Origin of the sequence: Marinomonas sp. BSi20584 (assembly GCF_002792415.1) — a bacterium.
Lineage (GTDB): Bacteria > Pseudomonadota > Gammaproteobacteria > Pseudomonadales > Marinomonadaceae > Marinomonas > Marinomonas polaris.
In genome coordinates, this window is sequence record NZ_KZ454895.1 from 12,384 (window position 1) to 37,699 (window position 25,316).

General features: G+C 43.0%; 21 protein-coding genes and 1 riboswitch. Of the genes, 7 read left to right on the plus strand and 14 right to left on the minus strand.

Annotated elements, in window-relative coordinates; all coding sequences use genetic code 11:
• The first annotated feature begins 16 nt into the window (after positions 1-16).
• The gene (locus TY87_RS19680; RefSeq protein WP_100188366.1) at positions 17-1,927 is read left to right on the plus strand and encodes a methyl-accepting chemotaxis protein; all 1,911 of its coding nucleotides are present in this window, start codon (positions 17-19) and stop codon (positions 1,925-1,927) included.
• A 108-nt stretch (positions 1,928-2,035) separates the two neighbouring features.
• Here the strand turns inward: TY87_RS19680 and TY87_RS19685 are convergent, their stop codons facing one another.
• Positions 2,036-2,617: an NnrU family protein gene (locus TY87_RS19685; protein ID WP_072837734.1), complete on the minus strand. Its 582-nt coding sequence runs from the start codon at positions 2,615-2,617 to the stop codon at positions 2,036-2,038.
• A 401-nt stretch (positions 2,618-3,018) separates the two neighbouring features.
• Here TY87_RS19685 and nspC point away from each other — a divergent pair, with 401 nt between their 5' ends.
• The 3 genes from nspC to TY87_RS19700 all read left to right on the plus strand — a co-directional run bounded on the left by nspC (position 3,019) and on the right by TY87_RS19700 (position 6,898).
• Complete coding sequence (gene nspC / locus TY87_RS19690) at positions 3,019-4,116, plus strand: carboxynorspermidine decarboxylase (protein WP_072837733.1); 1,098 nt, start codon at positions 3,019-3,021, stop codon at positions 4,114-4,116.
• A gap of 36 nt (positions 4,117-4,152) precedes the next feature.
• Complete coding sequence (locus TY87_RS19695; protein WP_072837732.1) at positions 4,153-5,391, plus strand: saccharopine dehydrogenase family protein; 1,239 nt, start codon at positions 4,153-4,155, stop codon at positions 5,389-5,391.
• A gap of 202 nt (positions 5,392-5,593) precedes the next feature.
• A complete protein-coding gene (locus TY87_RS19700) occupies positions 5,594-6,898 on the plus strand; it encodes a hypothetical protein (RefSeq protein WP_100188367.1) in 1,305 nt (434 codons plus the stop codon).
• Positions 6,899-6,964: 66 nt separating this feature from the next.
• Here TY87_RS19700 and TY87_RS19705 read toward each other — a convergent pair whose 3' ends face one another.
• The 6 genes from TY87_RS19705 to TY87_RS19730 all read right to left on the minus strand — a co-directional run bounded on the left by TY87_RS19705 (position 6,965) and on the right by TY87_RS19730 (position 15,489).
• On the minus strand, positions 6,965-8,221 hold the full coding sequence (locus tag TY87_RS19705; protein WP_100188399.1) for a sirohydrochlorin chelatase: 1,257 nt from the start codon (positions 8,219-8,221) through the stop codon (positions 6,965-6,967).
• Positions 8,222-8,303: 82 nt separating this feature from the next.
• Positions 8,304-12,200: a cobaltochelatase subunit CobN gene (gene cobN / locus TY87_RS19710; RefSeq protein WP_100188368.1), complete on the minus strand. Its 3,897-nt coding sequence runs from the start codon at positions 12,198-12,200 to the stop codon at positions 8,304-8,306.
• A gap of 92 nt (positions 12,201-12,292) precedes the next feature.
• A complete protein-coding gene (gene cobW, locus TY87_RS19715; RefSeq protein WP_100188369.1) occupies positions 12,293-13,375 on the minus strand; it encodes a cobalamin biosynthesis protein CobW in 1,083 nt (360 codons plus the stop codon).
• Positions 13,376-13,413: 38 nt separating this feature from the next.
• Entirely contained in the window at positions 13,414-14,187 is a 774-nt protein-coding gene (gene cobM, locus TY87_RS19720) for a precorrin-4 C(11)-methyltransferase (RefSeq protein ID WP_072837727.1), read from the minus strand.
• A 47-nt stretch (positions 14,188-14,234) separates the two neighbouring features.
• Positions 14,235-15,011: a precorrin-3B C(17)-methyltransferase gene (gene cobJ / locus TY87_RS19725; RefSeq protein ID WP_072837726.1), complete on the minus strand. Its 777-nt coding sequence runs from the start codon at positions 15,009-15,011 to the stop codon at positions 14,235-14,237.
• 112 nt (positions 15,012-15,123) lie between these two features.
• Positions 15,124-15,489 carry an MliC family protein gene (locus TY87_RS19730; protein ID WP_157789926.1) on the minus strand — a complete coding sequence of 122 codons (366 nt, stop codon included), beginning with the start codon at positions 15,487-15,489 and terminating at the stop codon, positions 15,124-15,126.
• Between the two features lie 268 nt (positions 15,490-15,757).
• A riboswitch (FMN riboswitch) is annotated at positions 15,758-15,919 on the plus strand.
• 121 nt (positions 15,920-16,040) lie between these two features.
• On the opposite strand from TY87_RS19730, the gene TY87_RS19735 reads away from it, so the two are divergent.
• Positions 16,041-16,532 carry a 6,7-dimethyl-8-ribityllumazine synthase gene (locus TY87_RS19735; RefSeq protein WP_072837724.1) on the plus strand — a complete coding sequence of 164 codons (492 nt, stop codon included), beginning with the start codon at positions 16,041-16,043 and terminating at the stop codon, positions 16,530-16,532.
• Positions 16,533-16,661: 129 nt separating this feature from the next.
• On the opposite strand, the gene TY87_RS19740 is transcribed toward TY87_RS19735, so the two are convergent.
• The 4 genes from TY87_RS19740 to TY87_RS19755 all read right to left on the minus strand — a co-directional run bounded on the left by TY87_RS19740 (position 16,662) and on the right by TY87_RS19755 (position 19,202).
• Complete coding sequence (locus tag TY87_RS19740; protein ID WP_100188370.1) at positions 16,662-17,903, minus strand: leucine-rich repeat-containing protein kinase family protein; 1,242 nt, start codon at positions 17,901-17,903, stop codon at positions 16,662-16,664.
• 42 nt (positions 17,904-17,945) lie between these two features.
• Positions 17,946-18,479: a DinB family protein gene (locus TY87_RS19745; protein WP_072837722.1), complete on the minus strand. Its 534-nt coding sequence runs from the start codon at positions 18,477-18,479 to the stop codon at positions 17,946-17,948.
• Between the two features lie 25 nt (positions 18,480-18,504).
• Complete coding sequence (locus tag TY87_RS19750) at positions 18,505-18,864, minus strand: DUF1304 domain-containing protein (protein ID WP_072837721.1); 360 nt, start codon at positions 18,862-18,864, stop codon at positions 18,505-18,507.
• 110 nt (positions 18,865-18,974) lie between these two features.
• Entirely contained in the window at positions 18,975-19,202 is a 228-nt protein-coding gene (locus TY87_RS19755) for a DUF2496 domain-containing protein (protein WP_100188371.1), read from the minus strand.
• 173 nt (positions 19,203-19,375) lie between these two features.
• On the opposite strand from TY87_RS19755, the gene tmpT reads away from it, so the two are divergent.
• Positions 19,376-20,014, plus strand: coding sequence for a thiopurine S-methyltransferase (gene tmpT, locus TY87_RS19760; RefSeq protein ID WP_100188372.1), 639 nt, complete (start codon positions 19,376-19,378; stop codon positions 20,012-20,014).
• 148 nt (positions 20,015-20,162) lie between these two features.
• The gene (locus TY87_RS19765; RefSeq protein WP_100188373.1) at positions 20,163-22,430 is read left to right on the plus strand and encodes a YgiQ family radical SAM protein; all 2,268 of its coding nucleotides are present in this window, start codon (positions 20,163-20,165) and stop codon (positions 22,428-22,430) included.
• Between the two features lie 92 nt (positions 22,431-22,522).
• On the opposite strand, the gene TY87_RS19770 is transcribed toward TY87_RS19765, so the two are convergent.
• From TY87_RS19770 to rimK, 3 genes are all read right to left on the minus strand, one after another.
• Positions 22,523-23,140 (minus strand): hypothetical protein, encoded by a 618-nt coding sequence (locus TY87_RS19770; protein ID WP_100188374.1) that lies wholly within the window; start codon positions 23,138-23,140, stop codon positions 22,523-22,525.
• Between the two features lie 140 nt (positions 23,141-23,280).
• On the minus strand, positions 23,281-24,330 hold the full coding sequence (locus tag TY87_RS19775; protein ID WP_072837716.1) for a succinylglutamate desuccinylase/aspartoacylase family protein: 1,050 nt from the start codon (positions 24,328-24,330) through the stop codon (positions 23,281-23,283).
• Positions 24,330-25,235: a 30S ribosomal protein S6--L-glutamate ligase gene (gene rimK / locus TY87_RS19780; protein WP_012069075.1), complete on the minus strand. Its 906-nt coding sequence runs from the start codon at positions 25,233-25,235 to the stop codon at positions 24,330-24,332. The genes TY87_RS19775 and rimK overlap by 1 nt, the downstream gene beginning before the upstream one ends.
• Positions 25,236-25,316: the final 81 nt, after the last annotated feature.

A 25,316-nucleotide genomic window follows, 5' to 3' on the forward strand; every position in this document is an offset into this window, starting at 1 on the left:
TCATAGGAGAAAAAGGATGCTCTTTTCGTTACAAACTAAAATTACCCTCCAGTCCATAATTGTGGCCATTATCGTCGCTATCGGAGTTGGTGGCGTTTCTCTTTACGCCTTAAAATCAGATAGCGATGCCCGTATAAAATCAGAAGCCGGCTCTCAAGCAAATGCTATTTCGACTTATATAAATAGCTGGTTTGGGGATCGTATCGGCACCATGCAAGCCATCAAACAAAAGATAGAAACTTCTTTACAAGAAAGCCCTAACCTAAATGAAAAAGATATCCAGAATATCTTACAACAAGCCCAAGCTAGCTTAGGGTTTGGTATGACATTTTTGGGTCTAGAAAATGGAGACATGTATCGCCATGATCCATCTCTAAATAGCGCAGATTACGATCCTCGCAATCGTAGCTGGTACATGGATGCCAAAGCTAAAAACAGTGCTTATGTAACAGCACCTTACATATCAGCGGCTACCAAACAACTCTCTATGACGTTTGTCGAACCTATTACGATTAATGGCAAGTTTGTTGGCGCTATCGGTGGTCTAGTCTTTTTAGACAGCGTCTTAGATAGTATTTTAGCGATGAAAGTCGCAGGTAATGGTTATAGCGTGTTATTCGATGGAAATGGCAAAATCATCGCTCACCCAAACACAAAACACATATTAAAAGATGCTATGGATTTGTCTCCAGTATTAACCAGCGATTTTTTCAAAAAAGTTCGTAATCAAGCCATTTTTACCGAGCTTAAATTAGACGGCAAAGATATAGATATGTATGCCAGCAACATAAAAGGCAGCCCTTGGGCTTTAGGGTTGATGATGGACAAAAATGTTCTAAATGCCCCCCTTGTTAGCTTAGGTACTAATATTATTATTGCTGTGTTTATTTTGCTCTCGATTGCTGTATTGATAGCAGTTCAAGTTACCCGATTTTTACTGAAAGACTTGCGCCGGGTGTCTGACAGTATGGCGCAAATCGCCCAAGGTGAAGGCGACTTAACACAACGATTAACTGCAAGCTCTAAAGATGAAATAGCCGTTTTGGTCGACAATTTTAACAAGTTTGTCGTACTACTACACGGAACGGTCTCTCATCTTAAAAAAATTGGTCACGAATTGGCAAGCCAAGCCAGTATTGCTCACGACTCTTCACAAAATAGTTCGCTAAAACTAGAAGAGCAGCAGCATAATATTTCTATGGTTGCTACTGCTATTCATCAAATGTCGCAAGCAACACAAGAAATCGCTAACAACGCAACCAATACCGCAATAAATGCTGATGAGACAGTAGCTGCAGGTAATATAGGTCAAACTCAAGTACTTAAAAGCCAAGAAAGTATCAGAACACTAGCTACTGATATTCAAGAGGTTGCCAATGTTATTAACGATCTAAGCAAAAATGCTGATGGCATCAATACCATCTTAACGACGATTTCGGGAATCGCAGAACAAACTAATTTATTAGCATTAAACGCTGCAATCGAAGCTGCACGGGCAGGTGAACAAGGCCGAGGCTTTGCAGTGGTTGCTGACGAAGTAAGAGTACTTTCACAACGTACTTATAGTTCAATTGAAGAAATTCAAAAAATGATTGAGTCTTTGCAAAAAATCACTAAAGACGCAGTAGGCAAAATTCAATTAAGTCATACTAGAGCAAACAATAGCGTTGAAGACGTCAATCAGGCAAAAGACAGCCTAGACAAAATCCAACAATCGGTTGCAACAATCAATGATCGCGCGGCACAGATTGCGACGGCAACTGAAGAGCAAACCAGTGTGACCGAAGAGGTAAATCAAAACACGACTGATATTCAGCGAGGCTCTAAAGAGCTAGTAACGCTTGCGGTTGAAAGTGCCGCTCGTGCTGAAGAACTAAAATCACTGGCTGATGACCTGACTAAAAACATCAATCACTTTAGAACTTAATTCACTGACATCAATAAAAACGCCCTATCATTAAGTTCATTTCATGATAGGGCGTTTTTTTGTACTTTAACTTTTGTAATTTAACTTTCTGTGTTCTTTAACAAAACATTAAACCAACGGTGAAACGCCGATGATTGCCTGATGTAGGTAAAAAGCAATAGCAAACCAAGTCACCATAGCAAAAGTGAAAGCCGCTAAATCAAACTGAACACCAGCTTCTTGATCACGTATTACACCTGCCTTTCTATCACGACGGCGATAAACGGCAAAGCTAACAATAGACCAAACCAAGAAGCTTCCGAAGAGTATTACATCAGCCAAGCTTCCGTTGCTGATTAAATGAGCAAATGCCCAGATTTTAATAGCGATAATCATTGGGTAACCCACTTTCTTTTTCATCGTCGTGTTCGGCACTAAAGCAGAACCGACAAAGAAAAGAGCAACCAATACTAATAGGCCTGCCAAGTGCCGCGTCCATACTGGAGGAAACCATAACCAAACAGGTTCAAGGCGCGCTTGAGAATACCCCATAACAATCAGGCCAACGGCAATCAAGGTGATCATACCAAAGCGCATCTTCCAACGCATTTCACCATGAATTGCCATACTTTTTTCACGCCAATTCGGTGCGACTAAACGAACCGAATGCACAAAAAAGAAAATTACCAACCCCATCACTAAAATCAACATACTAAGATGTTCCTTCTACACTTTAAAAATCTTTCAACTGTCTATACGCGATTACTGCAATACAATACTCGCAATCCTAAAAGATCCGATCCTCTGGACTATAATTTATAGCGCAGGATTATAGAGGGAAATACTCAAGAGGCCTATTATTCATTACGGTCATCCCATGAATGATTAAATGTCTTAAAAATCCAACTAGTTTATCTCCAATACTAAGGAAAAATCACCGATCGGTTCATCTTCTATAGTGAAATATGAGCAACAGAAAGATGGGCATAGGACAAATCCTAGTAAAAGTCGTCAAAATGTCATAAAAAGCCCTGTAAAATACCTTTATTGAGCTAGAAAAAGCCCCCTCCTTTGCACTAGAATACACCGTTTTGACTAACGGGCAGGTTGCCATGATCAAGACACCTTATTACCTTATTGATAAAGCAGCACTTCTGAAGAACTTAGAGAAGATCGCTTATGTGCGCCAGCAGTCTGGAGCCAAGTCTCTGTTAGCTCTAAAATGCTTTGCAACTTGGTCTGTATTTGACCTAATGCAAGACTACATGGATGGCACCACATCTTCTTCTCTATACGAAGTCAAATTAGGGAAAACCAAGTTTCAAGGCGAAACGCATGCTTATAGCGTGGCCTATTCCGACGATGAAATCGCAGAAGTACTAGATCACTCTGACAAAATCATTTTCAACTCCATTGGTCAATTCAATCGTTTTAAAGAAGCTAGTAAAGACAAGACCCGTGGTTTGCGTGTTAACCCTCAAGTAAGCACCTCTGAATTTTTGATTGCCGATCCAGCACGACCTTTTAGCCGTCTTGGAGAGTGGGATCCAGAAAAAATCGCAACTGTAATTAACTATATATCTGGCTTTATGTTCCACAATAACTGTGAGAACAACAGTTTTGAACGCTTTGATGAGATGCTAAATCTTATCGAAGAACGTTTTGGCCATTTGATCCAACAAGTAAAATGGGTCAGCCTTGGTGGCGGCATTCACTTTACTGGAGAAGGTTACCCAATTGATAAGTTCTGCCAACGCCTAAAAGATTTTGCCCAAAAATACGACATTCAGGTCTACCTAGAACCTGGTGAGGCCAGCATTACAAAAAGCACCACTCTAGAAGTCACAGTATTAGACACACTATTTAATGGCAAAAACTTAGCCGTTGTTGATAGCTCTATTGAAGCTCACATGCTGGACCTACTAATCTACCGTGAAAACGCTAAGATGGCTCCTTGTGATGGCGAACATGAATACATGATTTGCGGAAAATCCTGTTTAGCAGGCGATATTTTCGGCGAATTTAAATTTGATAAAGCACTACAAGTGGGTGATCGCCTGTCTTTCCAAGACGCAGCTGGTTACACCATGGTTAAAAAGAACTGGTTTAACGGTGTCAAAATGCCGTCTATTGCCATACGCCAATTGGATGGCAGCATCGAGCTTGTAAGGGAATTCGGTTACAACGATTTTGAGCAGAATCTGTCTTAATTCTGCTTCGGTTAATATTTTGGAGTAAGCACTACCATGAAAAAAAATGTACTCATTATTGGCGGCGGAGGCGTGGCACGTGTTGTGGCACATAAATGCGCCCAACACAATGACACACTGGGCAATATCGCAATTGCTTCGCGCAGCGTTACGAAATGCGACGATATTGTATCCAGTGTCCTCGACAAAGGCAGCATGAAGGTAGAGGGCCGCATTCAAGCATTCGCCCTAGACGCTCTTGACGTGCCAGCAACGATTAAATTGATTCAAGAAACCGAATCACAAATCGTCATTAACGTAGGTTCAGCTTTCGTTAATATGTCTGTACTTGAAGCTTGCATGGAAACAGGTGCGGCTTATTTAGATACAGCCATCCACGAAGATCCAAGCAAAATTTGTGAAACACCACCTTGGTACGCCAACTACGAGTGGAAACGTCGCGATGCCTGTAAAGAAAAAGGCATCACCGCCATTCTAGGTGTGGGCTTTGATCCAGGTGTCGTAAACGCGTATGCAGCGCTTGCTTATAACGACTATTTAGACTCCGTTGACTCCATCGACATCATCGACGTGAACGCTGGTAGCCATGGCAAATACTTCGCCACTAACTTTGATCCTGAGATCAACTTCCGTGAATTCACCGGACGTGTTTACTCTTGGCAAGACAGCGCATGGCAAGAAAACAAAATGTTTGAAGTTAGCCGTACAGATGACCTTCCAGTGGTTGGCTCACAAACGACTTACATGACAGGCCATGATGAAGTGCATTCACTTTCTCAAAACCTAAACGTTCCAAACGTACGTTTTTGGATGGGATTTGGCGAGCATTACATCAACGTTTTCACCGTTCTTAAAAATCTAGGCTTGCTATCTGAGCAGCCAGTTAAGACAGCCGAAGGCTTAGAAGTTATTCCACTTAAAGTTGTAAAAGCAGTACTTCCTGATCCATCTTCTCTTGCACCTGCTTATACAGGTAAGACTTGCATTGGTGATGTGGTAAAAGGCAAAAAAGACGGCAAAGACAAAGAAGTATTCATCTATAACGTAGCTGACCATAAAGAAGCTTATAACGAAGTAGGTAGCCAAGGAATTTCTTATACTGCTGGTGTACCTCCTGTTGCTGCTGCAATTTTAGTTGCCAATGGTACTTGGGATGCAAAGGAAATGCGCAACGTAGAGCAACTTGATCCTAAACCTTTCTTGGGTTTGCTAAATGAGATGGGGCTTCCAACTCGTATTAAAGACGAAAACGGCGACCGCCCTTTTACACTTTAATAGCTAATTAAGATTAGCGATCCATCACTCGAAATAACCTCGCATTTGCGGGGTTATTTTTTATCTAAGAAAGCCCATTCAATAAAAGCACCCTGATTAGAATAAATACCAGCCCTCAAGACTTACACAATTAAAATAAAATCCTTACAATATCTTAACGCTCTCGATCCCCCTCTTTAGAATCTAGCCAAGGAACATCGTAATGAAAAAGGAACTAAAATTTGCAGCAATAACCGCTGTAATTACACTAACTCTTGCTGGTTGTGCGTCCAATCCAGACTCTGCCTCAAACCTAGCTGCCGATGCAAAACAATCAGAGACAATTACTCAAATAAACAACCTCAAGCAAACTATTGATGCTGCCAATAAGAAAATGGCGCAAGGCATAGAAGAAGAACTAGATTGGTTTGCTACAGAAGAAGTAACAGATGCAAACAAAGCATTAGCTGAAGCGAAAGTGTACTACGCAAAATTTGAATTTAATCCTTCAGAAGCAAATAGCAGCACAGGCTTTTTTAGTTCGACAACCAACATTGCTGCTGCAGAAGAAGGTATCAGCAAATTCAATGAACACATGACAAAAGCAGTTAACATTAAAGCTGCAGCGCTATCGGTGTTAGCAGAAGCATTTGAATATCGTACACAACTTAAAAAAATTGATGCTCAAAAATACTTCCCAAGCACAGTTAAAGAGCTAGAAAATGATCTTAAAAAACTGGTAGACCAAGTCTCAAACGATAAAGTTGAAGCTGCAATTAGCGCCCAACCGACGTTAGTAGCCAAACAACAAGCACTAGAAATAAAAACAGTCACAGCTATCTATCTTACCGACGCTAAAAAAGAACTAGACAGACTCGTCAAAGCGGGAACAGCTCAACATGCCCCAAAATCTTTATCTCAAGCTTCTGCATCACTAACGGCAGCAACCGCATTTATTGCAGCAGAACCAAGATCCATCGATAAAATCAAATTGCAAGCTGAAGCAGCAATGTTTTCAATTAACAGAGCTGAACAAATAGCACTAACCGTTAAACAGCTTAAAGCACTGCAACAAAAAGATTATGAAGACTATGCCATCATCTACGAAAACATACTGCTTGAAATCAGCAATGCTCTTAATGCTGAAGATCGTCGGGATTTAGCTTTCGAAGACCAAGGAAAAGTATTAGTAGCATTCATCGAGTCCAATCTAAAAGATCAAGAAGCGTCTATTCAAGCACAGCAGCAACTACGCAAAGAACTGAAAGATCAAAAATCCTACGTCGAACTTCTAAAAGAAAAAATTAACACCCTAAACGCTAACTTAGCTGATGCAAAAAAATCATTAGCGGACCTATCATCAGAAAAAATAGCAGCAGAGAAAGCGGCGTTAGAAAAGGTAGCTAAAGCGAAACAAGCAACAGCAGAACAAGAAAACCTAAAAGCAGAAGAAGCGAAAGTAGAGACAAAAGCTCCAGCAGAGGTTAAGACAGAAACAGTACAAACAGAAAGTGCAACGGCTCAGTAACCCGTTTTATAAAACATAAAAAAACCAGAGCATGCACTCTGGTTTTTTTTGGCTAGAAAATATTATCTACCTATGAGCAAATGCCATTTTCGTGCAGTCACCTTCGATTTTATCTTTCTCTTCTGCCAGAATTTCGTCGGTAAACTGACTCATAAAGCAGCAGCAGATCCCCTCGCCAATCATGGTACGTGGACCCATTGGATGACCAATGTGTTTGTACACGCCATGTGAGTGTCCATGAGAATGGCTATGACCATGTGAATGATCGTGCGAATGGCTGTGTCCATGAGAGTGATCGTGTGAATGACCATTCCCTTGAGAATGGGAGTGATCCTGATGCTTAAGAACAACAGAGTGACGCTTTTCTGAATGATCTAAAGCTTGGACCAAATTGGTAAAGTGTTTTGTATCGAATTCCGATAAGCCTTGTGTATCGTCTTGCGGATCAACAAATTCTGCGTGGTGATGGTGAACATCCACTTCGCCTGCTGCAAGACGTCGTTTGAAGGAGTTCATTAGGGTTTCTTCACCCGTTTGTAATTCGCCCTGCATAATTTCTTTCACACGGTTTTGGAAGGCATCAATTACACGAGGATGATCATTCAAATAAGGTGTTTGAACGAAAGTTACTTCTGGATTTTCTTGAGCCACCTTGTCCACATAACCTTGAATACGCTTGATCAAACGACCAGTGAACAAGAAATATGGTGCGACAACAATACGCTTAAAGCCAAGTTTCATTAGCTTTTCAAGGCCCACACCAACAGAAGGGTAAGTCACACCAGAATAGACAGTATCCGCCCATCCAAAGCCCATGTTTTCGTTAACGATACGCGTCAACTTAGCCGCTTCGGCATTGGCAGAAGTATCAGATGTACCACGACCAACTACCACCAAAAGGGTGTCATAAAGAGTTTCTGGTGGATTTTCTGGATCAAGACCAAGGGATTCATAAATACGCGCTTGGAACGCTTCGATCATGTCATCTTGTAGGCCTAATTCACGCCCATAAGTGATTTTTAAACCTGGGTGTTTTTCTTCATACGTCGTCAACACAGAAGGAATGTCGTTTTTCGCATGGGTAGCAGCGAACAGCATACCTGGCACAGCGTAGATTTCTTCTACACCTTGACTCACTAAGCTGTCTAATCCCATATGAATATTCGGTGCAGAAAACTCTAAAAAGCCGTATTCCACAGGAAGGTCTGGATAACGCGCTTTAAGTCCTTTCGCCACTAGGCCAAATTCACGCTCAGCGTCTTTATCACGACTGCCGTGACCACAAATCATAATGCCCTTTTTGGCCTGTTCTTTATTACTCATCATTTCTCTCTACTTTAATCATCTCAGCTGGTAGTGAGTGTAGACTCGACCAGCAAGGTTACAATAGATCTTCTGCCCAAGATCACTGACGTTGTTCTTGTTGCTGATCTAAATCAAGCAACAAGGATTGAATTTTTTCACGGTGCTCATCGGCATTTTGCCACATGCCACGCTGTATGGCTTCTAATAAGCGCTCACCCATTTCTTCTAGCGCATGGGGATTATTATCACGCATAAAGGCTTGGTTTTCTGGATCAAGCAACAATCGATCGGTAACTTGCTCGTATTGATAATCGGCCACCAGATCGGTGGTCGCATCGTAAGCAAATAAATAATCCACGGTAGCGGTCATTTCAAACGCGCCTTTGTAGCCATGGGTTTGCATAGCTTCGATCCATTTAGGATTCAGCACTCGTGAGCGCACCACACGATTCAACTCTTCTTTTAAGGTCCTAATTTTTGGCGAGCTCGGGTTAGAGTGATCACTATGATAAACGCTCGGCGCTTGACCACTAAACTCGGTGACAGCGTTGGTCATGCCTCCTTGGAATTGATAATAATCGTCTGAATCGAGAATATCGTGCTCGCGGTTATCTTGGTTTTGCACCACCGCATCCAGTTGAGACAAGCGCTCAACAAAGGCGTCTTTCGCTTCGACACCTTCGCCTTGGCTCTTAACGCCATCGTTATCAGTGTCATCGCTATAAGAACCATAAGCATAACCGCCCCAGTTTACATACGCTTCGGCAAGATCCGCTTTGGTGTCCCAACAACGCTCATCAATAAGACCTTGCAACCCCGCACCATAAGCCCCAGGTTTACTTCCGAATACACGATAAGTCGCTTGACGATTCGCCTCAACTTCACTCATGCCTTGAGCAAGTAGTTTGCTTTTTCGCGCTTCCACATTGGCACGAATCACATTGCCTGTACCGGGTTCTTGGTAGCTTGCGATGGCTTGCACGGCCGCATCATAGAGTCGCATTACGTTGGCAAAAGCATCACGAAAGAAGCCGGAGACTCGCAAAGTCACATCCACTCGTGGACGGCCTAATTGCATACAAGACAAGATTTCAAAGTCCGTCACACGGTTTGATCCTGGCGCCCAAATCGGACGAATACCCATCAGCGCAAAAGCTTGAGCAATATCATCGCCGCCCGTTCGCATGGTAGCGGTTCCCCAAACGGACAAGCCTAGATCTGTCGGGTAATCACCATGTTCTTGTAAGTGTCGTTGAATCAGCGCTTCGGCCGACATCTGACCAATCGCCCAGGCCGCAGGCGACGGAATCGCCCGGTTATCGACAGAGAAAAAATTACGCCCTGTTGGTAAGGTATCGAGTCTGCCTCGTGTCGGCGCGCCACTTGGGCCGGGGGGAATAAAGCCACCCGCCAAACCAGTTATTAACGCTTGAATTTCATCATGCGCGCTTTGCTGTAAAGCGACTAACAAACGCTTTTTACTGTGAGCCAGTATCGCGGCTGTTTGAGGTAACTTTGTTGCTAACTCATCTGTTGAATCGTCACCAATCAAATGACTTTTCACCAGCGATTTAGCCAATAGCTCTAAACGCTCTTTGGTATCCGCATGGGTGCGCCAAACTAGTTCACTAATGGATTGTAGAAGCTCGGGCTTATTGCCAAGCCAAAGCGTACGCTCACTTTTCATCGGATCAAAATCGTCTTGTTCCAATGAAAAATCATTGACTAACCCATGAAGTATCCCTTGGCTGGTTATCTCACTACCGCGCGGTAAACGTAACAAAGCCACCAGTGTATCAGCGAGCTTATCGTCTTCGGGCAATTCTCCTAGACGATGCAAACCATGACGAATTTGTGCTTCTTTTATCTCACATAAATACGTATCTAGCTCTTCCAGCACAGCATCGTCATTACCAGATTCAACGCCGGTAAGCTCTTCTAACAAATGGGACTCTTGAACTTTTTTGAGAATTTGCTCGCGCAGCCAGGCTTCTCGGCGCACGTCCATGCCCATGGCTTGGTAATATTCGTCTACTAAGTTTTCGAGCTCGGCCATGTCGCCATAGGTTTCGGCACGGGTCATGGGCGGCATAAGGTGATCGATAATCACTGCTTGAGTCCTGCGCTTGGCTTGCGCGCCCTCGCCCGGATCATTGACGATAAAAGGGTAAAAATGCGGCATCGGACCTAGAGCAATATCTGGCCAACAAGAAGCCGACAAGGCAGTTCCTTTGCCCGGCAACCATTCGAGGTTACCGTGCTTACCCACATGTACAAAAGCATCCACTTGATAGACATGACGCAACCAAAAGTAAAAAGCCAAATAGCTATGAGGCGGAATCAAATCAGGGTCATGATAGTTCGCCGCAAGATCTAGATTAAAACCACGGGCAGGCTGAATACCGATAAAGGTTTCACCTAAGCGAATCCCAGCCAACATGATACGACGCTGACCATTTTGCTCGCGGCATTTGTGATCGTCTTCTGGGGGTCCCCAACGATCCCAAACTGCGTTTTGGCATTCCAACGGGAGCAGATAAAAGTACTTTAAGTAGTCTTCTAAGGCGAGGCTTTGCCAGCAACCACGTTCATGCAAGGTGTTAGGATTGTTGGTAACCGCACCAAGTAATTCTTCGATCAAGGCATTACCATGATCGGGAATATTCTCAATCGGATAACCTGCACTCTCTAGCGCTTTTAATAAATTCACCGTCGAGGCGGGCGTATCCAAACCCACACCATTGCCAATACGACCGTCTTTGGTTGGGTAATTGGCTAAAACAAAAGCGATGCGCTTTTCGTGGTTTGGTTTGCTGGCTAAATTCGCAAAACGCTTGGCAAGTTGAGCGACAAAACGCGCACGCTCTTCATGCAATTCGTAACGCACTAAATCTACTTGGGCGATATCGTTGTAATGACTTAAAGCTTTAAAACTGACAGCACGAGTAATAATGCGTCCATCCATTTCCGGCAAAACGATTTGCATGGCTACATCACGGCTGCGTAAGCCTTGGGTTTGCGCTTGCCAATCGTCTTCGGTACTACCAGAAAGAATCAACTGCAAAACCGGAATGGGCGAAGCAAAGGCAGATTGAAAATCCGTCGGTTCAGAGGCTAAATCAGGGCTCCCGACACGATTCGCCGCGAAGCCTGTGGTATTTAAAATGACCTTAGCTTGGGTACGCTCCACTAATGATTCGATCAGACCCACCGACACATCATCTTTGAGTGAACTCACCGCCACGGCCAAGGGCACCAGCCCTTCTTGCTCTAAAATCTCAATCAGACCATCAAACATAGCGGTGTTACCGCTCTGTAAATGAGAACGATAAAACGCCAGAATAGCGACAGGACGAGCGTCTGCTAATGGCTCTGAATAGTGGCTCTGCCACTGAGCAAACCCCGTCGAATAACCTGCATGATAGATTAGCGTACTGGGTAAAGGGGCTGGCTCTTGCCAAGAAAAAGGCTTCCCAAAGTAACGCTCTGCGAGAAAATAGAACAACTGCTGAGCATTTATTTGTCCACTTTCACGCAAGTAGCGCCACACTCGATGGCAGTCTTCTGGTTTCGCGGTGGAGACGTTCATTAGTGATGGATCTTGCGAGTCATCCCCCGGCACCACAATCAGTATTCGGCCAGCTTTCGCTTTCGCCCAGTCTTGTAAGCGCTGAAAACCATACGCCCAATAGTGCTCGCCACCGAGTAGTGAAACGACGACCACTTTAGCGTGATCGATCACCTTGTGTTCGTATAAATCGTAAGCGGCAGGTTTGACCAACTGCATCCAATTGGCAAGGCGAACACTCGGTAATCGTGTGTTGTCCCATCCATCATTGGCACGATGAAGAGAAAGGATCTGATCAAGAGCGCTACCAAGCGCACCGAGCACACTATCAGCCGCGGCCAAAATCACTAAGTCCGCAGGTGTTTGCCTAAGATCGACAATCCCTTCATCGTCAACAAAGCCACCCGGTTTGGCTGCTAATAAGTGCACTATTTCTCCAGTTTGTTTACTAAATCAATCTTGTCATCAGATTATTCGACTCTTATCCACAGCGTCACGAGCGCAGCCGCTTCGTTCAAATATCAAGCACTCAAAGCATCATGAAGAATATTCTCAATCTGCTCTTTACTGATGCCTTTACCGATAAACACTAACTGCGTTTTGCGCACTTCTTCAGGTTGCCATAGGCGATCAAAGTAGCGATCTAGACGAGTTCCTACCACTTGAAACACTTGGCGCATTGGTTTGCCATGTACTGCCGCAAAGCCTTTGACACGGAAGATGTTGTGTTCTTCCACAAGTTGAGTCAGGGTTTCTTGCAAAAGATCAGACTGAACCTCACCCAATGTCACGACAAAAGAATCAAAATGATCATGAGCATGATCGTGATGCGCGCCATGGGCATGATGATGATCGTGGTGGTTATGTACTTCGTCAATTCGGCTTTCTGTTGCAGCGTCAATACCTAGCAAGACATCCAACGCGGCTTCGCCGTTTTCGATATAAACAGTTTTGACTGTACTTGGCACTTCATGAGCAATAATCGCTTGCACACGAGCACGCTCTTCATCGTTCAACAAGTCATTTTTACTGACCACAACTAAGTCAGCCGCGCTTAACTGATCATCCAGCAATTCTTGCAAGCTAGGATCATGATCCAGACTTTCGTCAGCTTGACGTTGTGCTTGTACTTTGTCTTCGTCATGAGCAAAGCGGCCTGCCGCTACTGCTGCACCATCCACCACGGTAATCACTGCATCGACTGTGCAATGCTCTTTAATTCCCGGCCAGTTGAAGGCTTGCACCAAAGGCTTTGGTAACGCCAAGCCACTGGTTTCAATCAAGATATGATCAATATCACCACGACGAGCAACCAGCTGCTGCATCACTGGCAAAAACTCTTCTTCTACGGTGCAGCAAATACAACCATTCGCCAGTTCGTAAAAACCGTCGTCACTACGCTGGCTTCCCTCTTCTACACCTTCTGGGCAATCAAGAGGACAAGAGCGCAATAGATCAGAATCGATATCTAGTTCGCCAAACTCATTGACGATCACGGCAATACGCTTTCCAGCCGCTTGCTTTAGCACATTAGATAATAACGTTGTTTTACCACTGCCCAAAAAGCCAGTCACAATTGTTGTTGGAATTTTATTCAACTGCATGATTCATCCTTCTTACTTTCAGGGATAGTATTTTAAAATTATGTTTTCTTAGACTTGTGTATCTTACGAAAGATATGCGCTTGTCCTTTATCATATAAATAGGAATCCGCGAAATCTTCCGTGTCTAATACCTTTCCGACCAATATCAAACTGGTACGAGTGAATTTTTTCTCTCTTACTTTGGCAACAATATCCGCTAAAGTTCCCACAACATAATCTTGATCTGGCCAACTAGTGCGATAACACACAGCAACAGGGCAATCTTCGCCATAATGAGGAATGAGTTCTTCGACGATTTTATGGATACGAGTGATACCAAGATGAATCGCTAACGTCGCGCCACTTTGCGCCAAAGCTGGCAAACGCTCTCGTTCTGGGAAGGGAGTTTTACCTTCATAACGAGTCATAATTACGGTTTGTGAAACACCAGATAACGTCAGTTCTTTACGCAATAACGCAGCCGATGCCGCAACCGCACTGACACCCGGAATCACTTCGTAATCAATATCTAAGGCTTCCAAACGACGAATTTGCTCGCCAATCGCGCCATAAAGAGCCGGATCACCAGACTGCAAACGGGCAACGTCTTTGCCTTCTTGCGCGGCTTTTTCGATGACTGCTGTTGTTTCATCCAAATTCATTTCCGCTGTATCGTAAATTGCCTCTGCTGAACCACGAACACTATCAATCACCTGCGGTGGAATCAAAGAACCCGCATAAAGAACAATCGGACAACGTTCCATGGTTTTGACGGCTTTTACCGTCATCAAGTCTGGATCGCCTGGGCCTGCGCCAATAAAGTAAACCTTCATTTATTTCCCTTATATTTTATAAAGAGCTAAAACGTTTATAAGAGCTCTTAAAGCTTCTTAGAATAGCCGCGCGGCGTGTAAATCCAATTCTTCTCACCATTGACTATGTGTTTGGTGTCGGAGTTCCCGACACTAACCATGGTAAACATATCCACGTCTTTGGCATCTAATTCGCCAAGCGTCGTAAAGGTAATATCTTCTTCAGGACGAGTTAATTGACGGCCAATCATGACTGGTGTGGTAGCAGGACGATATTGCAACAAAACATCACGAGCGTGGTTCAATTGCCAATCGCGTTTTTTCGAAACGGGGTTGTAAAAAGACACAACAAAATCGCCAGCGCCACAAGCATGCAAGCGCTTATCGATGGTTTCCCAAGGAGTTAATAAATCAGACAATGAAATAGTGCAGAAGTCGTGGCCAAGCATGGCGCCAACTCGGCTAGCGCCCGCTTGCATAGCAGAAATACCTGGGATAACTTCAATATCCACATCCAGCCATTCAGGATGATTTTCTTTGCCTTGTAACTGCATATCCAGCAATTCAAATACCAAAGTCGCCATTGCATAAATGCCAATGTCACCGCTGGAAATCAAAGCAGTATTTTTTCCTTGCGCAGCCAAGTCAAGAGCCAAGCGTGCGCGGCCTATTTCTTCACCTAATGGCAGATTATGAAAGGTTTTTCCTTCGCTTAGCTCACCCAGTAAATCTAAATAGTAGCCGTAAGCAACCCAATCACTGCAAACTGCCAATGCTTTGGTGGCATTCGGTGCCACCAAGCCTAAATCACCGGGCCCCATACCCATTACAAATAACTTGCTCATGCATTCTCTACAATATAATCAAGCGCCACAGGACGCGAATGAGGCCATTGTACACGGATTGCAAATTTGACGGGATGAAAACACCACTATTTAGAATGAGTGATGTTCAGGTTTAGGATTCAACACGAACAAGGCGGCAATGATTTCTTTCTACGCCATTAAACTCTAATTCAGCTTCATCACCATGAATCCAAAAAGATAGGCCTTCACCCAAATAAAATGCACCAGAGGCGCTTATTGCATGAGTAAGTACATAGGTTTTTTCTTTCCAAGATAACTGGGCTTGTTCGGCATGAAAAAATATATTTAAAGGCATGTTATTGCAGAGATAATCAGCCTCATTGGTTTGAGCAACGTCTTCTATCTCATATGTATCTTCATCTGGAGCAACGTTTTTATTAACTGAGCTGCAAGCAGCTAGTCCAAATAAAGAAGAACCAAGCAGGACGCTTTGTAGAAGCAACTTTTTAATGTGCACTATATGAGACTCCATTCTAGAACCACTTTTCCGATACACCATTCTTGACTAAAAGGTCATTATAGTGAGCAATCTGAATTTTAACAGCTCATATTATATAGCGCTAGATAATAAGCTCTACCAAGCACTATCAGTTATTAGTTACTTTTTGTTATTTAAACCATTAATTAACGGCAAAATTGTCACAAAATCGCCACAATTGACAAGAGCAGACTCTTTGACAGTCAAGGATGAAAACGAGTATATTTCACCAGTCGGATTTATCCGACTTCGTTCTCGGGGCGGGGTGAAATTCCCCACCGGCGGTAAAGACTTTGTTTAAACTAAAATCTAAGCCCGCGAGCGCCTTTAAGAAGCCTTTCTTTTAGGGTCAGCAGATCTGGTGTGATTCCAGAGCCGACGGTTATAGTCCGGATGATAGAGAGCGCGTCAGACAAGACCTATATTGGCTTAGCAACTTTTGCTACGCCCGATTTAAGGTATGCCATTTAAAAGTGGTGTATTTGCCTGCCCGTTCGCCCTGATTCACCTTAGATATTTAGGATTAAAAAATGAATCAGAGCTCAACGAATAACATTGATTTCACTCCTGCTACAAAACGCATCGCTATTCTTCATGCTACTTGGCACGAAGATATTGTATTAAATTGCGTTGAAGGCTTTAAAAACGAACTAGTCTCTCGCGGTTACGATGCTTCTTTAATTGAGGTTATCTCCGTACCTGGTGGCTACGAAATTCCATTACAAGCAAAACTGCTAGCAAAAAGTGGGCAATATTCCGCTATTGCAGGTACGGCATTGGTTGTAGATGGTGGTATTTACCGTCACGATTTTGTTGCTCAGGCAATTTGTAACGCCTTAATGCAAGTTCAATTGGAAACGGAAGTACCTGTTCTAACGGCGGTACTAACACCTCATAACTTCCATGAGCACGACGAGCATAAAGAATACTTCAGCCGTCATTTTGTTAAGAAAGGTATTGAGCTGGCAAATGCTTGCGATCAAACCATTCGCTTAACAGAAAAAGCCAAACAAATGCTCTAAGCATTTGGCTTAGAAAACACTAAGTTTGGTTAAGAGAGTACTAAGTTCGTAAAAGTGCCCCGCATTTCATGAGCATGAGATGCGGGGCACTTTTTACCTAACAAATAAGGTTTAAAACAACTTTATAATCTAGGAAAATGCGTGAGAGCGTAGCAATTTATAAAGGTCGCTATTTCGATCTTCTTCAACACACAAGCTCAACATATCATCGATAAAGAAGCCTAAAGCTCGTCGCTCTATTCGCTCAATCCCTTTCTGCTGCTGAGGCGATAAATTAGCATATTTTGATGCCGCACCAAAATCACCAAACAATACATGACCTTCTTCATTGATTAAGATGTTATGGGCATAAAGATCGCCATGGCTGACTTCTTTCTCACAAAAATGCGCGACTAACTGATCTACTTGCTCAACAATTCGAATTATTTTATCTATCGAGAATTGCTGATCCACCGCAAAAGTATCGCGTGTGCAAGACACAAGACTTGGTGGTTGACCTAGATTCGTATAATGTGCAGGAATCAGCTCCATCACCAGTGCAGAACAATCAGCCTCCGTCACTTTTGCCAAAGGTTGAACCAAATTACTGTGGTTACCGACAGCAAGACATGCATCAAGTTCGTCCTCAGGATAACCATCACTGGTTACCTCACCTTTGAATACCTTGATGGCTACAGATTCTGAAAAATCAAAGGTATTTTCACGCCAAGTCGCTAAGGAAATAACACCTGATGCTCCCTGTCCCAATACTTGATGCAATTCCAAATCACGAAATTGCACCGTTTTAAATTCATTATGCGGATCACGCTCGGCACAAAATGGATTGCCAGAGAATGCCAACCAAGCCAAACGAGGCAACTCCAATAAGGCATCAGGGAAAGCCACCAGCTGATTAGCCGAAAGGCGAACCAATTCTAGGTTGCGACAATTAACGATAGAATCAGGCAGTGATGTTAAACGATTTCCCGCCAAAGCCAGCTTCTGTAGACGTATTAGCTTTCCAAAATCCTCTGGAAGAGAGTCAATTTTGTTATCGGTAAGAATTAACCAACGGGTCAATGTCGGCAACGAATCAGAAGACACGCTAGTAATTTGATTGCTTTTAAAACCAATCATCTCCAAGTTCTCGCATTGCCCTAGAACCTCTGGCAATTGCGTGAAGCGATTATTCGAGCAAAAAAGTATACGAAGTTTTTTAAAACGTGATAAATCTGCTGGTAGCTCACTTAAACTGTTATTCGATAAATCTAAAATTTCTAGGCTTTCAGCTAGATCAAAGATAGCCTCAGGAAAAACTGTTAAATTCTCAGATAGCTGCAGGCGAACAATGCCTTTCAACTCTCCACGGTTAAGTTGGTCAAGTGTGTGCACAATAGAACTCTTTTTAAATAAGATTTATGCGCATTATAACAATTACATGCGTGGAATGGTGATTATCAAGTCAGTAATACCAACGTCAATTCCCATTTGTGAAAGCAAGGTAGTTATCTGCCCTCTATGATGGGTCTGATGGTTAAAAAAATGCTGCAGCGTAAAACCAAACCGTTGAGAATGATCAATCCCCTTCATATTTTTATATACCAATGCCGATGCTAGCATCTCGTCGGTTACTTCATCCATCATGGTAATAATCTGCTTATCTAGCTCGAAACGTTTACGTTGCAATAAGAGTAAATCATCAAACAACTGAGTATTAAGCTCAGCCGGACGCTCTAACGCACGAACAAGATCTAGACTAGAAAGCTCAATGAAATGGTCTGCAAAGCGTTTCAGCCAAATAATATCAGCCGCTAAATTGTGATTAAGCGTGCCTAGCACAGAGCCAAAGAATGCACCTTTATCTTCAACTAGATCGGCATAACTTAACTCACCAACGGCTTTATAAACAGCCTGATTCATCCATTGATTATAAGACGCCATCAGCTGCATATTTTCTTTTACCGACATAACCCTCCCCCTCTTAATGTATTCGCTAAGCTGCTGATAAAACCGCAATTAAAGCAATCACCCCAGGCAATCCCTGTACAAACAATATTTTCTTGCTTGAGGTAATCGCACCGTAAACACCAGCAACAACCACACAAAGCAAAAAAAAAACTGTCACCTGTGAGCCTGCCACACCAAGCCACAACCCCCACAATAACCCCGCAGCAAGAAAACCGTTATAAAGCCCTTGGTTCGCAGCCATTACCTTGCTCGCTTTGGCAAATTCCGGTTTCAAGCCAAATATTTTCATGCCTTTAGGTTTATCCCAAAGAAACATCTCGATGTACATAATGTATAGATGTAAAAGAGCGACAAGTGCTGTGGCAACAAGTGCAATTAATTGCATAGATAGAACCTCTTATTTTTTTATTCTATTGGTAAAACAATTTTAATTTAACTCGTCGAGTTCGAATGAAGCCTCTGAGAAACTATTTTGTTTCTTCTTGGTCTATTCACTCAAGCTCCACTTACTTTTTTATCTGTATTTTCGAGCTTCGCTTGCTCTTTATCTATTCTTTCAAGCTTCGCTTGCTCTTTATCTATTCTTTCAAGCTTCGCTTGAAAGTCTCTCAAAGCAATGGTCAAAGCACCAACAGCGACACTTGGATCAATATCGTGACTTTCAAGCAACTCAATAAGATCAACAGCCAGCTTGATATGATCTGGCGCGTGGTCTAAAGACATAAAAACTCCATATGGAAGACTGCAACAATCTATGTGTAAAATGCGAAAAATAGGCAGCTAAAAAACTTTTTTGCCGTCTATAATGGATTTTTTGCATTACGAATTGTTCGACGTAAAATAAGACAAATACAATACACATAGAACATAAACAAGCCTAATTTAACGAGGTTATCGTGATTACAAATGAATTTTGGTTGGATCGATGGAAAACAGGGCGTATTGGCTTTCATCAAGAAGGCGTCAACCCAAAGCTAATAGAGTTCTGGCCTGTCTTGCCAAAAGGAAGTCGAATTCTTGTGCCTTTATGTGGAAAGTCCAATGACATGATCTGGTTAGCTGAGCAAGGTTATCAGGTTACAGGCGTTGAGCTATCTTCTCTAGCGGTGATTCAGTTTTTAGGTGATAACGATTTGGCCTTTGAAACACATCAAGAAGGCGATTTAAAAGTTCATAGTGTTGACGGATTGCCTCTACGCATTGTCGAGGGTGACTATTTTCAATTCAACGAAACCGATTTTGATGCCTGTTATGATCGCGCAGCAATGATAGCCATGCCAGATTCAAAACGTAAAGAGTATGTTACCCATACACTTGATCGTTTGTCTTCATCTGCTTGTGTGCTATTGGTTTCATTACAGTATGATGGCGACAAACAAGGTCCGCCGTTTTCTGTCAATGAAGATAGTGTTGTATCACTGTGGGGGAGTCAAATTCAGAAAATCGCCTCGGAAAACCTAGCACTGACCAATCCTCAGTATAAAGAGGAAGAACACAACATATTTGAAGAAAGTGTATGGCGTATTCAACCTTAGAGAATATAAGCCTGAATAGACCTAGATTAGGCTGTCTACCCTAGGTTTTTTCTGGGATAATGCAGCACAATTTTTCACCGATAAGCCATGTATCCTCGTAATGACAAAGAATATCGCTAGCCATTACGCCCGATACCAAGAGTAAACAATGATCAAACGACATAAAACCGCCAAAGAACTCTTTTCTTACCCATTATATTGGGCTGAGTGTTATGGCGTTTCGCCCTTCCTACCAACTACAAGAGAAGAAATGGACGCTCTTGGCTGGGACAGCTGTGATGTAATCATAGTTTCAGGTGATGCTTATGTGGATCACCCTAGTTTTGGTATGGCGGTTTTAGGTCGCTTATTAGAAGCGCAAGGTTATCGCGTCGGCATCATCGATCAACCAGATTGGCGTAACACTGAAGATTTCATGCGTCTTGGTCGTCCTAACCTGTACTTTGGCGTTACTGCAGGCAATATGGACTCCTTGATCAACCGCTACACTGCCGACTTGAAAGTACGTAATGATGATGCTTATACACCTTATGGCATTGGCGGAAAACGTCCTGATCGCGCGGTTATTGTTTATTCTCAGCGTTGTAAAGAAGCCTTCCATGATGTACCAGTGATGATTGGCGGTATTGAAGCCAGCCTTCGCCGTATTGCCCAATATGATTATTGGAGTGATGAAGTGCGCCGTTCAGTGCTAATCGATTCGACTGCCGATATTTTACTTTACGGCAATGCTGAACGCGCCATGATTGAAGTAACCCATCAGATGGCTATGGGTAAAACACTTGATGAGTTAACCGATATTCGCGGCACGACTATTGTTCGAAATACCCCACCTGGCGGCTATACAGAAATCGATTCGACTCGTGTGGATTGGCCCGGCAAAGTAGAACAAATTTACAGCCCTTATGAATATATTCCAGAAGGTAAGTGTCAGACAAAGGACGAAGAAGAGTCCGACGTAATGCCTATTCGCGTAATTCCTGCTCCACTTCGTCGTGGCGAAAAGCTCGATCCTGAAAAAACCTATATTCGTTTACCTTCTTTTGAAAAAGTTTCTAAAGACCCTGTTTTATACGCGCACACATCACGTATTTTGCACCTTGAATCAAACCCGCATAACGCACGCGCACTGATTCAAAAACATGGCAAGAAAGAAATCTGGGTAAATCCGCCACCGATTCCATTGGAAACACCTGAAATGGACGGCGTGTTTGATTTACCTTATGCACGTGTGCCGCACCCGAAATACAAAAAAGCCCGTATTCCTGCTTATGACATGATCAAAACATCGATCAACATTATGCGTGGTTGTTTTGGTGGCTGTACTTTTTGTTCGATTACCGAGCATGAAGGACGAGTGATTCAATCTCGCTCACACGAATCAATTTTGAAGGAAATTGAAGATATCAAGGACAAGGTGCCAGGTTTCACAGGGCATATTTCTGACCTTGGCGGACCTACTTCCAACATGTACACCCTGAACTGTAACGACGATGAAGTACAAGCGTCGTGCCGTAAACTGTCTTGTGTTTATCCGACCATTTGCTCCAACTTGAATACAGATCATAGCCCAACAACACAACTATATCGTAAGACTCGTGCGGTTGAAGGTATTCATACCGTATCTATCGCCTCCGGTTTACGTTATGACCTTGCTGTAGAAGATCCTGAGTACGTTCGTGAGCTCGTCACCCATCACGTTGGTGGCTTACTGAAAATTGCTCCAGAACACTCAGAGCAAGGCACTTTATCAAAAATGATGAAGCCAGGTATGGGTACATATGACCGCTTCAAACGCATGTTTGATAAATATTCCAAAGAAGCAGGCAAGAAGCAGCATTTAATCCCTTACTTTATCGCCGCCCATCCGGGCAGTTCAGACGAGGATATGCTTAACCTTGCTGTGTGGTTGAAAACCAACGACTTCAAACCGGACCAAGTACAAACCTTTTATCCTTCGCCCATGTCATTAGCGACAGCTATGTATCATTCTGGTAAAAACCCACTAAAACCAGTTACCTATAAAAGCGAAGACGTTTATACACCCAAAGATGCCAAGCAACGTACGGTACAAAAAGGTTTCTTGCGTTATCACGATCCAAGCAACTGGCAAGACCTACGCAACACTTTAATCAAAATGGGACGCCCTGACCTTATAGGTCATGGTGATAACAAATTGGTGCCAGCTGAAGAGAAAGATAAGCAGATCCATCGTCGCCCTCAAAAAGCCAAACCAGGCCAAGCTACTGGCGCTTCCCATACGTCAAACAGACCAACTATGGAGAAGAATGCCGCTGCAGAAAAAGCTCGCCGCAAAACGAGCAACGATGCCAAACCTGCAAGTAGCCGTATTAATGGTGGGCCAACTGCTCCAGCAAAACGCCGCAAGACAAAAGTAAAGTCTCGCCAACAGTAAGCTTATCTCCAAATTAAGTTCACAAAGAGACAGACATAAAAAAACGCGTCATGCTTATTCAACATGGCGCGTTTTTTTCATTACATTAGAAATTAGTTATGCTCTATCTTTGCTAGCTTACTGCGTCTACGACAAGCAATAATCAACTCAATAGCAGAGATTAAGATTAAGGTATAACCTAATGTCTCAATCCCCTCTTCTACAATATTCTTAACAAGACGCATATAGGAATCGCCCATTACAGCCTGCCAAAATGAACTACGACCCATCAACCTAGAAAACGCCAGTATAGTGACAAATCCAGCGAGAAAAGTACCAAAGCTAGATTGTAGAGAATATTCTTTTAAAGAAGCGTAAATTGAAGAAAACCGCCCCCATAGAAAAATTAAAACACATATAAATATAATACTTACAATGCTTTGCCACGCCCCATCAAACACATACTGATCCAATAAAGAATCAGATTCACGCACAAACATCATCGCCAGCAAAGCTCCGAGCAATGTCGCGGCTATATTTAATTTTGCGTCTAAACGCGCAGCATAAAGAAATAACATGCAGCTAAAGAAAGACATGAAGTCTTGCAGATGCTCAGTAAGAGTTTGCTCACTGTATTCAGCAGCAGTTAGCGACTGATACCCTTCCAAAGAGATAAGCTGAGCTACGCCAGCAACAGCAAAAAGATAAACCAAACCACGAAGAATAAACATGAAAAGACCTCAACTTTTGAAGTTGAGATTTTAGTGAAAAAAAAGTGAAAAAACGATATGGCACGTGAAGATGACACTATCATTACTTGTTTCATGCTTATGTCATGACATTTATAATAAAAATGACATTAGTCATCGAGTCAAGAAGACTTATAGTCGATCAAATTCAAAGACGCTTCACTGTCCATCAACTCATCCTGCATACTTTCCACATGTCCTGCCACTTCATCTGGGGATGAAAAGTGAGCAATATGGTACATAGCGTCACCTTCTTGAACTAATGGTATATTTTGCTTACCAATAATAATCCCACCATTTTTGCACAAAACCTTATCTAAAATATCACCATAAGGATCTTTAATCTCAGCAAGCACATCACCGGTCTCAACAAGATCACCTAGCTCTTTGATATGTGTTGTAAAACCACTATCAGTGGCTCTTATCCAACTACTGCTGCGTGCAATTCTCGGCTCAGACAGAGACTTTTTACTGCGCGACTTAGGCAACATTCCCAAATGCCTCATGACTCCAACAATACCTTTCACACCAGCTCGTATAGATAGCTCATCAAAGCGCAACGCTTCACCCGCTTCATACAAAATAACCTTAGCACCAACATCATTGGCACATTCACGTAATGAGCCATCGCGAAGGTTAGAGTTCATCAAAACAGGAACACCAAAGGCTCTTGCAATAGCCAGCGTCTCAGGATCATCAAGATTCGCTCGCACTTGCGGCAAGTTGGTACGGTGCAAACTTCCCGTATGAAGGTCGATACCGTAATTTGCCTTAGAAACAATCTCACTCAAAAAACGATCTGCAACGCGTCCCGCTAAGGAGCCACGCTGAGAGCCTGGAAAAGAACGATTTAAATCTCGCCTATCAGGTAAATAACGACTTTGACTCAACACGCCATAACCGTTAACAATTGGCACTGCGATCAAGGTACCTTTTAAACTCTCAAGATATTTGCTTTGAATGATTCGACTAATAATCTCGATACCATTCAACTCATCACCATGAATCGCAGCGCTAATAAACAAGGTCGGACCAGAACGCTTGCCGCGCTTTACAAACACCGGCATAGACATGTTCGTGTCCGTATACAACTTTACCATTGGCAGTTTTATACGAGCAGTACCACCTAGCGGAATCTCTACACCGCCAATTGTTAAAGTTGCTTTCCCCATTAACCTTTTCCTTTTGTTTTTGTGCTACTCAAAAATGCCGTTTTTTCAATGTGCTTAATAATCATAGAAGCGACGTCTTTGCCGGTTGCAGATTCAATACCTTCTAAACCAGGTGAGGAGTTAACTTCCATAATAAGAGGGCCATTATTGGATCTTAGTATATCCACACCACACATATTCAAGCCCATTACTTTTGCAGCTTCTACCGCGGTACGCCTTTCTTCAGGTGACAATCGAATTAAAGACGCTGTGCCACCGCGGTGAAGGTTTGAGCGAAACTCGCCTTCTGCACCTTGTCTTTTCATTGCAGCAATAACTTTACCACCAACTACCAAACAGCGAATATCAGCACCACCTGCTTCTTTGATATACTCTTGCACCAAGATATTAGCTTTTAAGCCCATAAAGGCTTCGATAATAGACTCAGCAGTCTTATTCGACTCCGCCAAAACGACACCAATACCTTGAGTACCTTCCAAAAGCTTAATCACTACAGGCGCGCCACCGACATTTTTAAGCAAGTCGCCTATCTTATCAGGATGGTGCGCAAAACCTGTTTTAGGCAAACCCAAGCCTTTACGGGACATAAGCTGCAAAGATCTTAACTTATCACGTGAACGACTGATCGCCACAGACTCGTTAATACTGTAAGTGCCCATCATCTCAAACTGTCTAACCACAGCCGTACCATAAAAAGTAACTGATGCTCCAATTCTTGGAATAACCGCATCATACTTAGGCAGAGGCTTACCGTCGTAACGAACGGAAGGGTTGCTACTTGTAATGTCCATATAACAATGCATCGTATCAATTACATCTACCTCATGCCCAAGCTGTTCACCTGCCTCAACCAATCGACGAGTAGAATAAAGTCGAGGATTACGAGAAAGAATTGCGATTTTCATAGATGTCCTTTGAACAAAATAAGAAAGCAAACGTACAAACGATGCTTATAAAAAAAGTGCTTATAAAAAAGTTAATGCCAT

What these genes read in the sequence shown, in the direction of transcription:
- TY87_RS19685 (WP_072837734.1), bottom strand. Translation starts at nt 2,617, where the DNA reads ATGTTGATTTTAGTGATGGGGTTGGTAATTTTCTTTTTTGTGCATTCG.
- cobJ (WP_072837726.1), bottom strand. Translation starts at nt 15,011, where the DNA reads ATGAGCAAGTTATTTGTAATGGGTATGGGGCCCGGTGATTTAGGCTTG.
- TY87_RS19775 (WP_072837716.1), bottom strand. Translation starts at nt 24,330, where the DNA reads ATGGGGAAAGCAACTTTAACAATTGGCGGTGTAGAGATTCCGCTAGGT.
- TY87_RS19735 (WP_072837724.1), top strand. Translation starts at nt 16,041, where the DNA reads ATGAATCAGAGCTCAACGAATAACATTGATTTCACTCCTGCTACAAAA.
- TY87_RS19700 (WP_100188367.1), top strand. Translation starts at nt 5,594, where the DNA reads ATGAAAAAGGAACTAAAATTTGCAGCAATAACCGCTGTAATTACACTA.
- TY87_RS19705 (WP_100188399.1), bottom strand. Translation starts at nt 8,221, where the DNA reads ATGAGTAATAAAGAACAGGCCAAAAAGGGCATTATGATTTGTGGTCAC.
- TY87_RS19680 (WP_100188366.1), top strand. Translation starts at nt 17, where the DNA reads ATGCTCTTTTCGTTACAAACTAAAATTACCCTCCAGTCCATAATTGTG.
- TY87_RS19695 (WP_072837732.1), top strand. Translation starts at nt 4,153, where the DNA reads ATGAAAAAAAATGTACTCATTATTGGCGGCGGAGGCGTGGCACGTGTT.
- TY87_RS19770 (WP_100188374.1), bottom strand. Translation starts at nt 23,140, where the DNA reads ATGTTTATTCTTCGTGGTTTGGTTTATCTTTTTGCTGTTGCTGGCGTA.
- TY87_RS19755 (WP_100188371.1), bottom strand. Translation starts at nt 19,202, where the DNA reads ATGTCTTTAGACCACGCGCCAGATCATATCAAGCTGGCTGTTGATCTT.
- cobW (WP_100188369.1), bottom strand. Translation starts at nt 13,375, where the DNA reads ATGCAGTTGAATAAAATTCCAACAACAATTGTGACTGGCTTTTTGGGC.
- TY87_RS19745 (WP_072837722.1), bottom strand. Translation starts at nt 18,479, where the DNA reads ATGTCGGTAAAAGAAAATATGCAGCTGATGGCGTCTTATAATCAATGG.
- rimK (WP_012069075.1), bottom strand. Translation starts at nt 25,235, where the DNA reads ATGAAAATCGCAATTCTTTCTCGTAATCCTCGACTTTATTCTACTCGT.
- nspC (WP_072837733.1), top strand. Translation starts at nt 3,019, where the DNA reads ATGATCAAGACACCTTATTACCTTATTGATAAAGCAGCACTTCTGAAG.
- TY87_RS19765 (WP_100188373.1), top strand. Translation starts at nt 20,163, where the DNA reads ATGATCAAACGACATAAAACCGCCAAAGAACTCTTTTCTTACCCATTA.
- TY87_RS19750 (WP_072837721.1), bottom strand. Translation starts at nt 18,864, where the DNA reads ATGCAATTAATTGCACTTGTTGCCACAGCACTTGTCGCTCTTTTACAT.
- cobM (WP_072837727.1), bottom strand. Translation starts at nt 14,187, where the DNA reads ATGAAGGTTTACTTTATTGGCGCAGGCCCAGGCGATCCAGACTTGATG.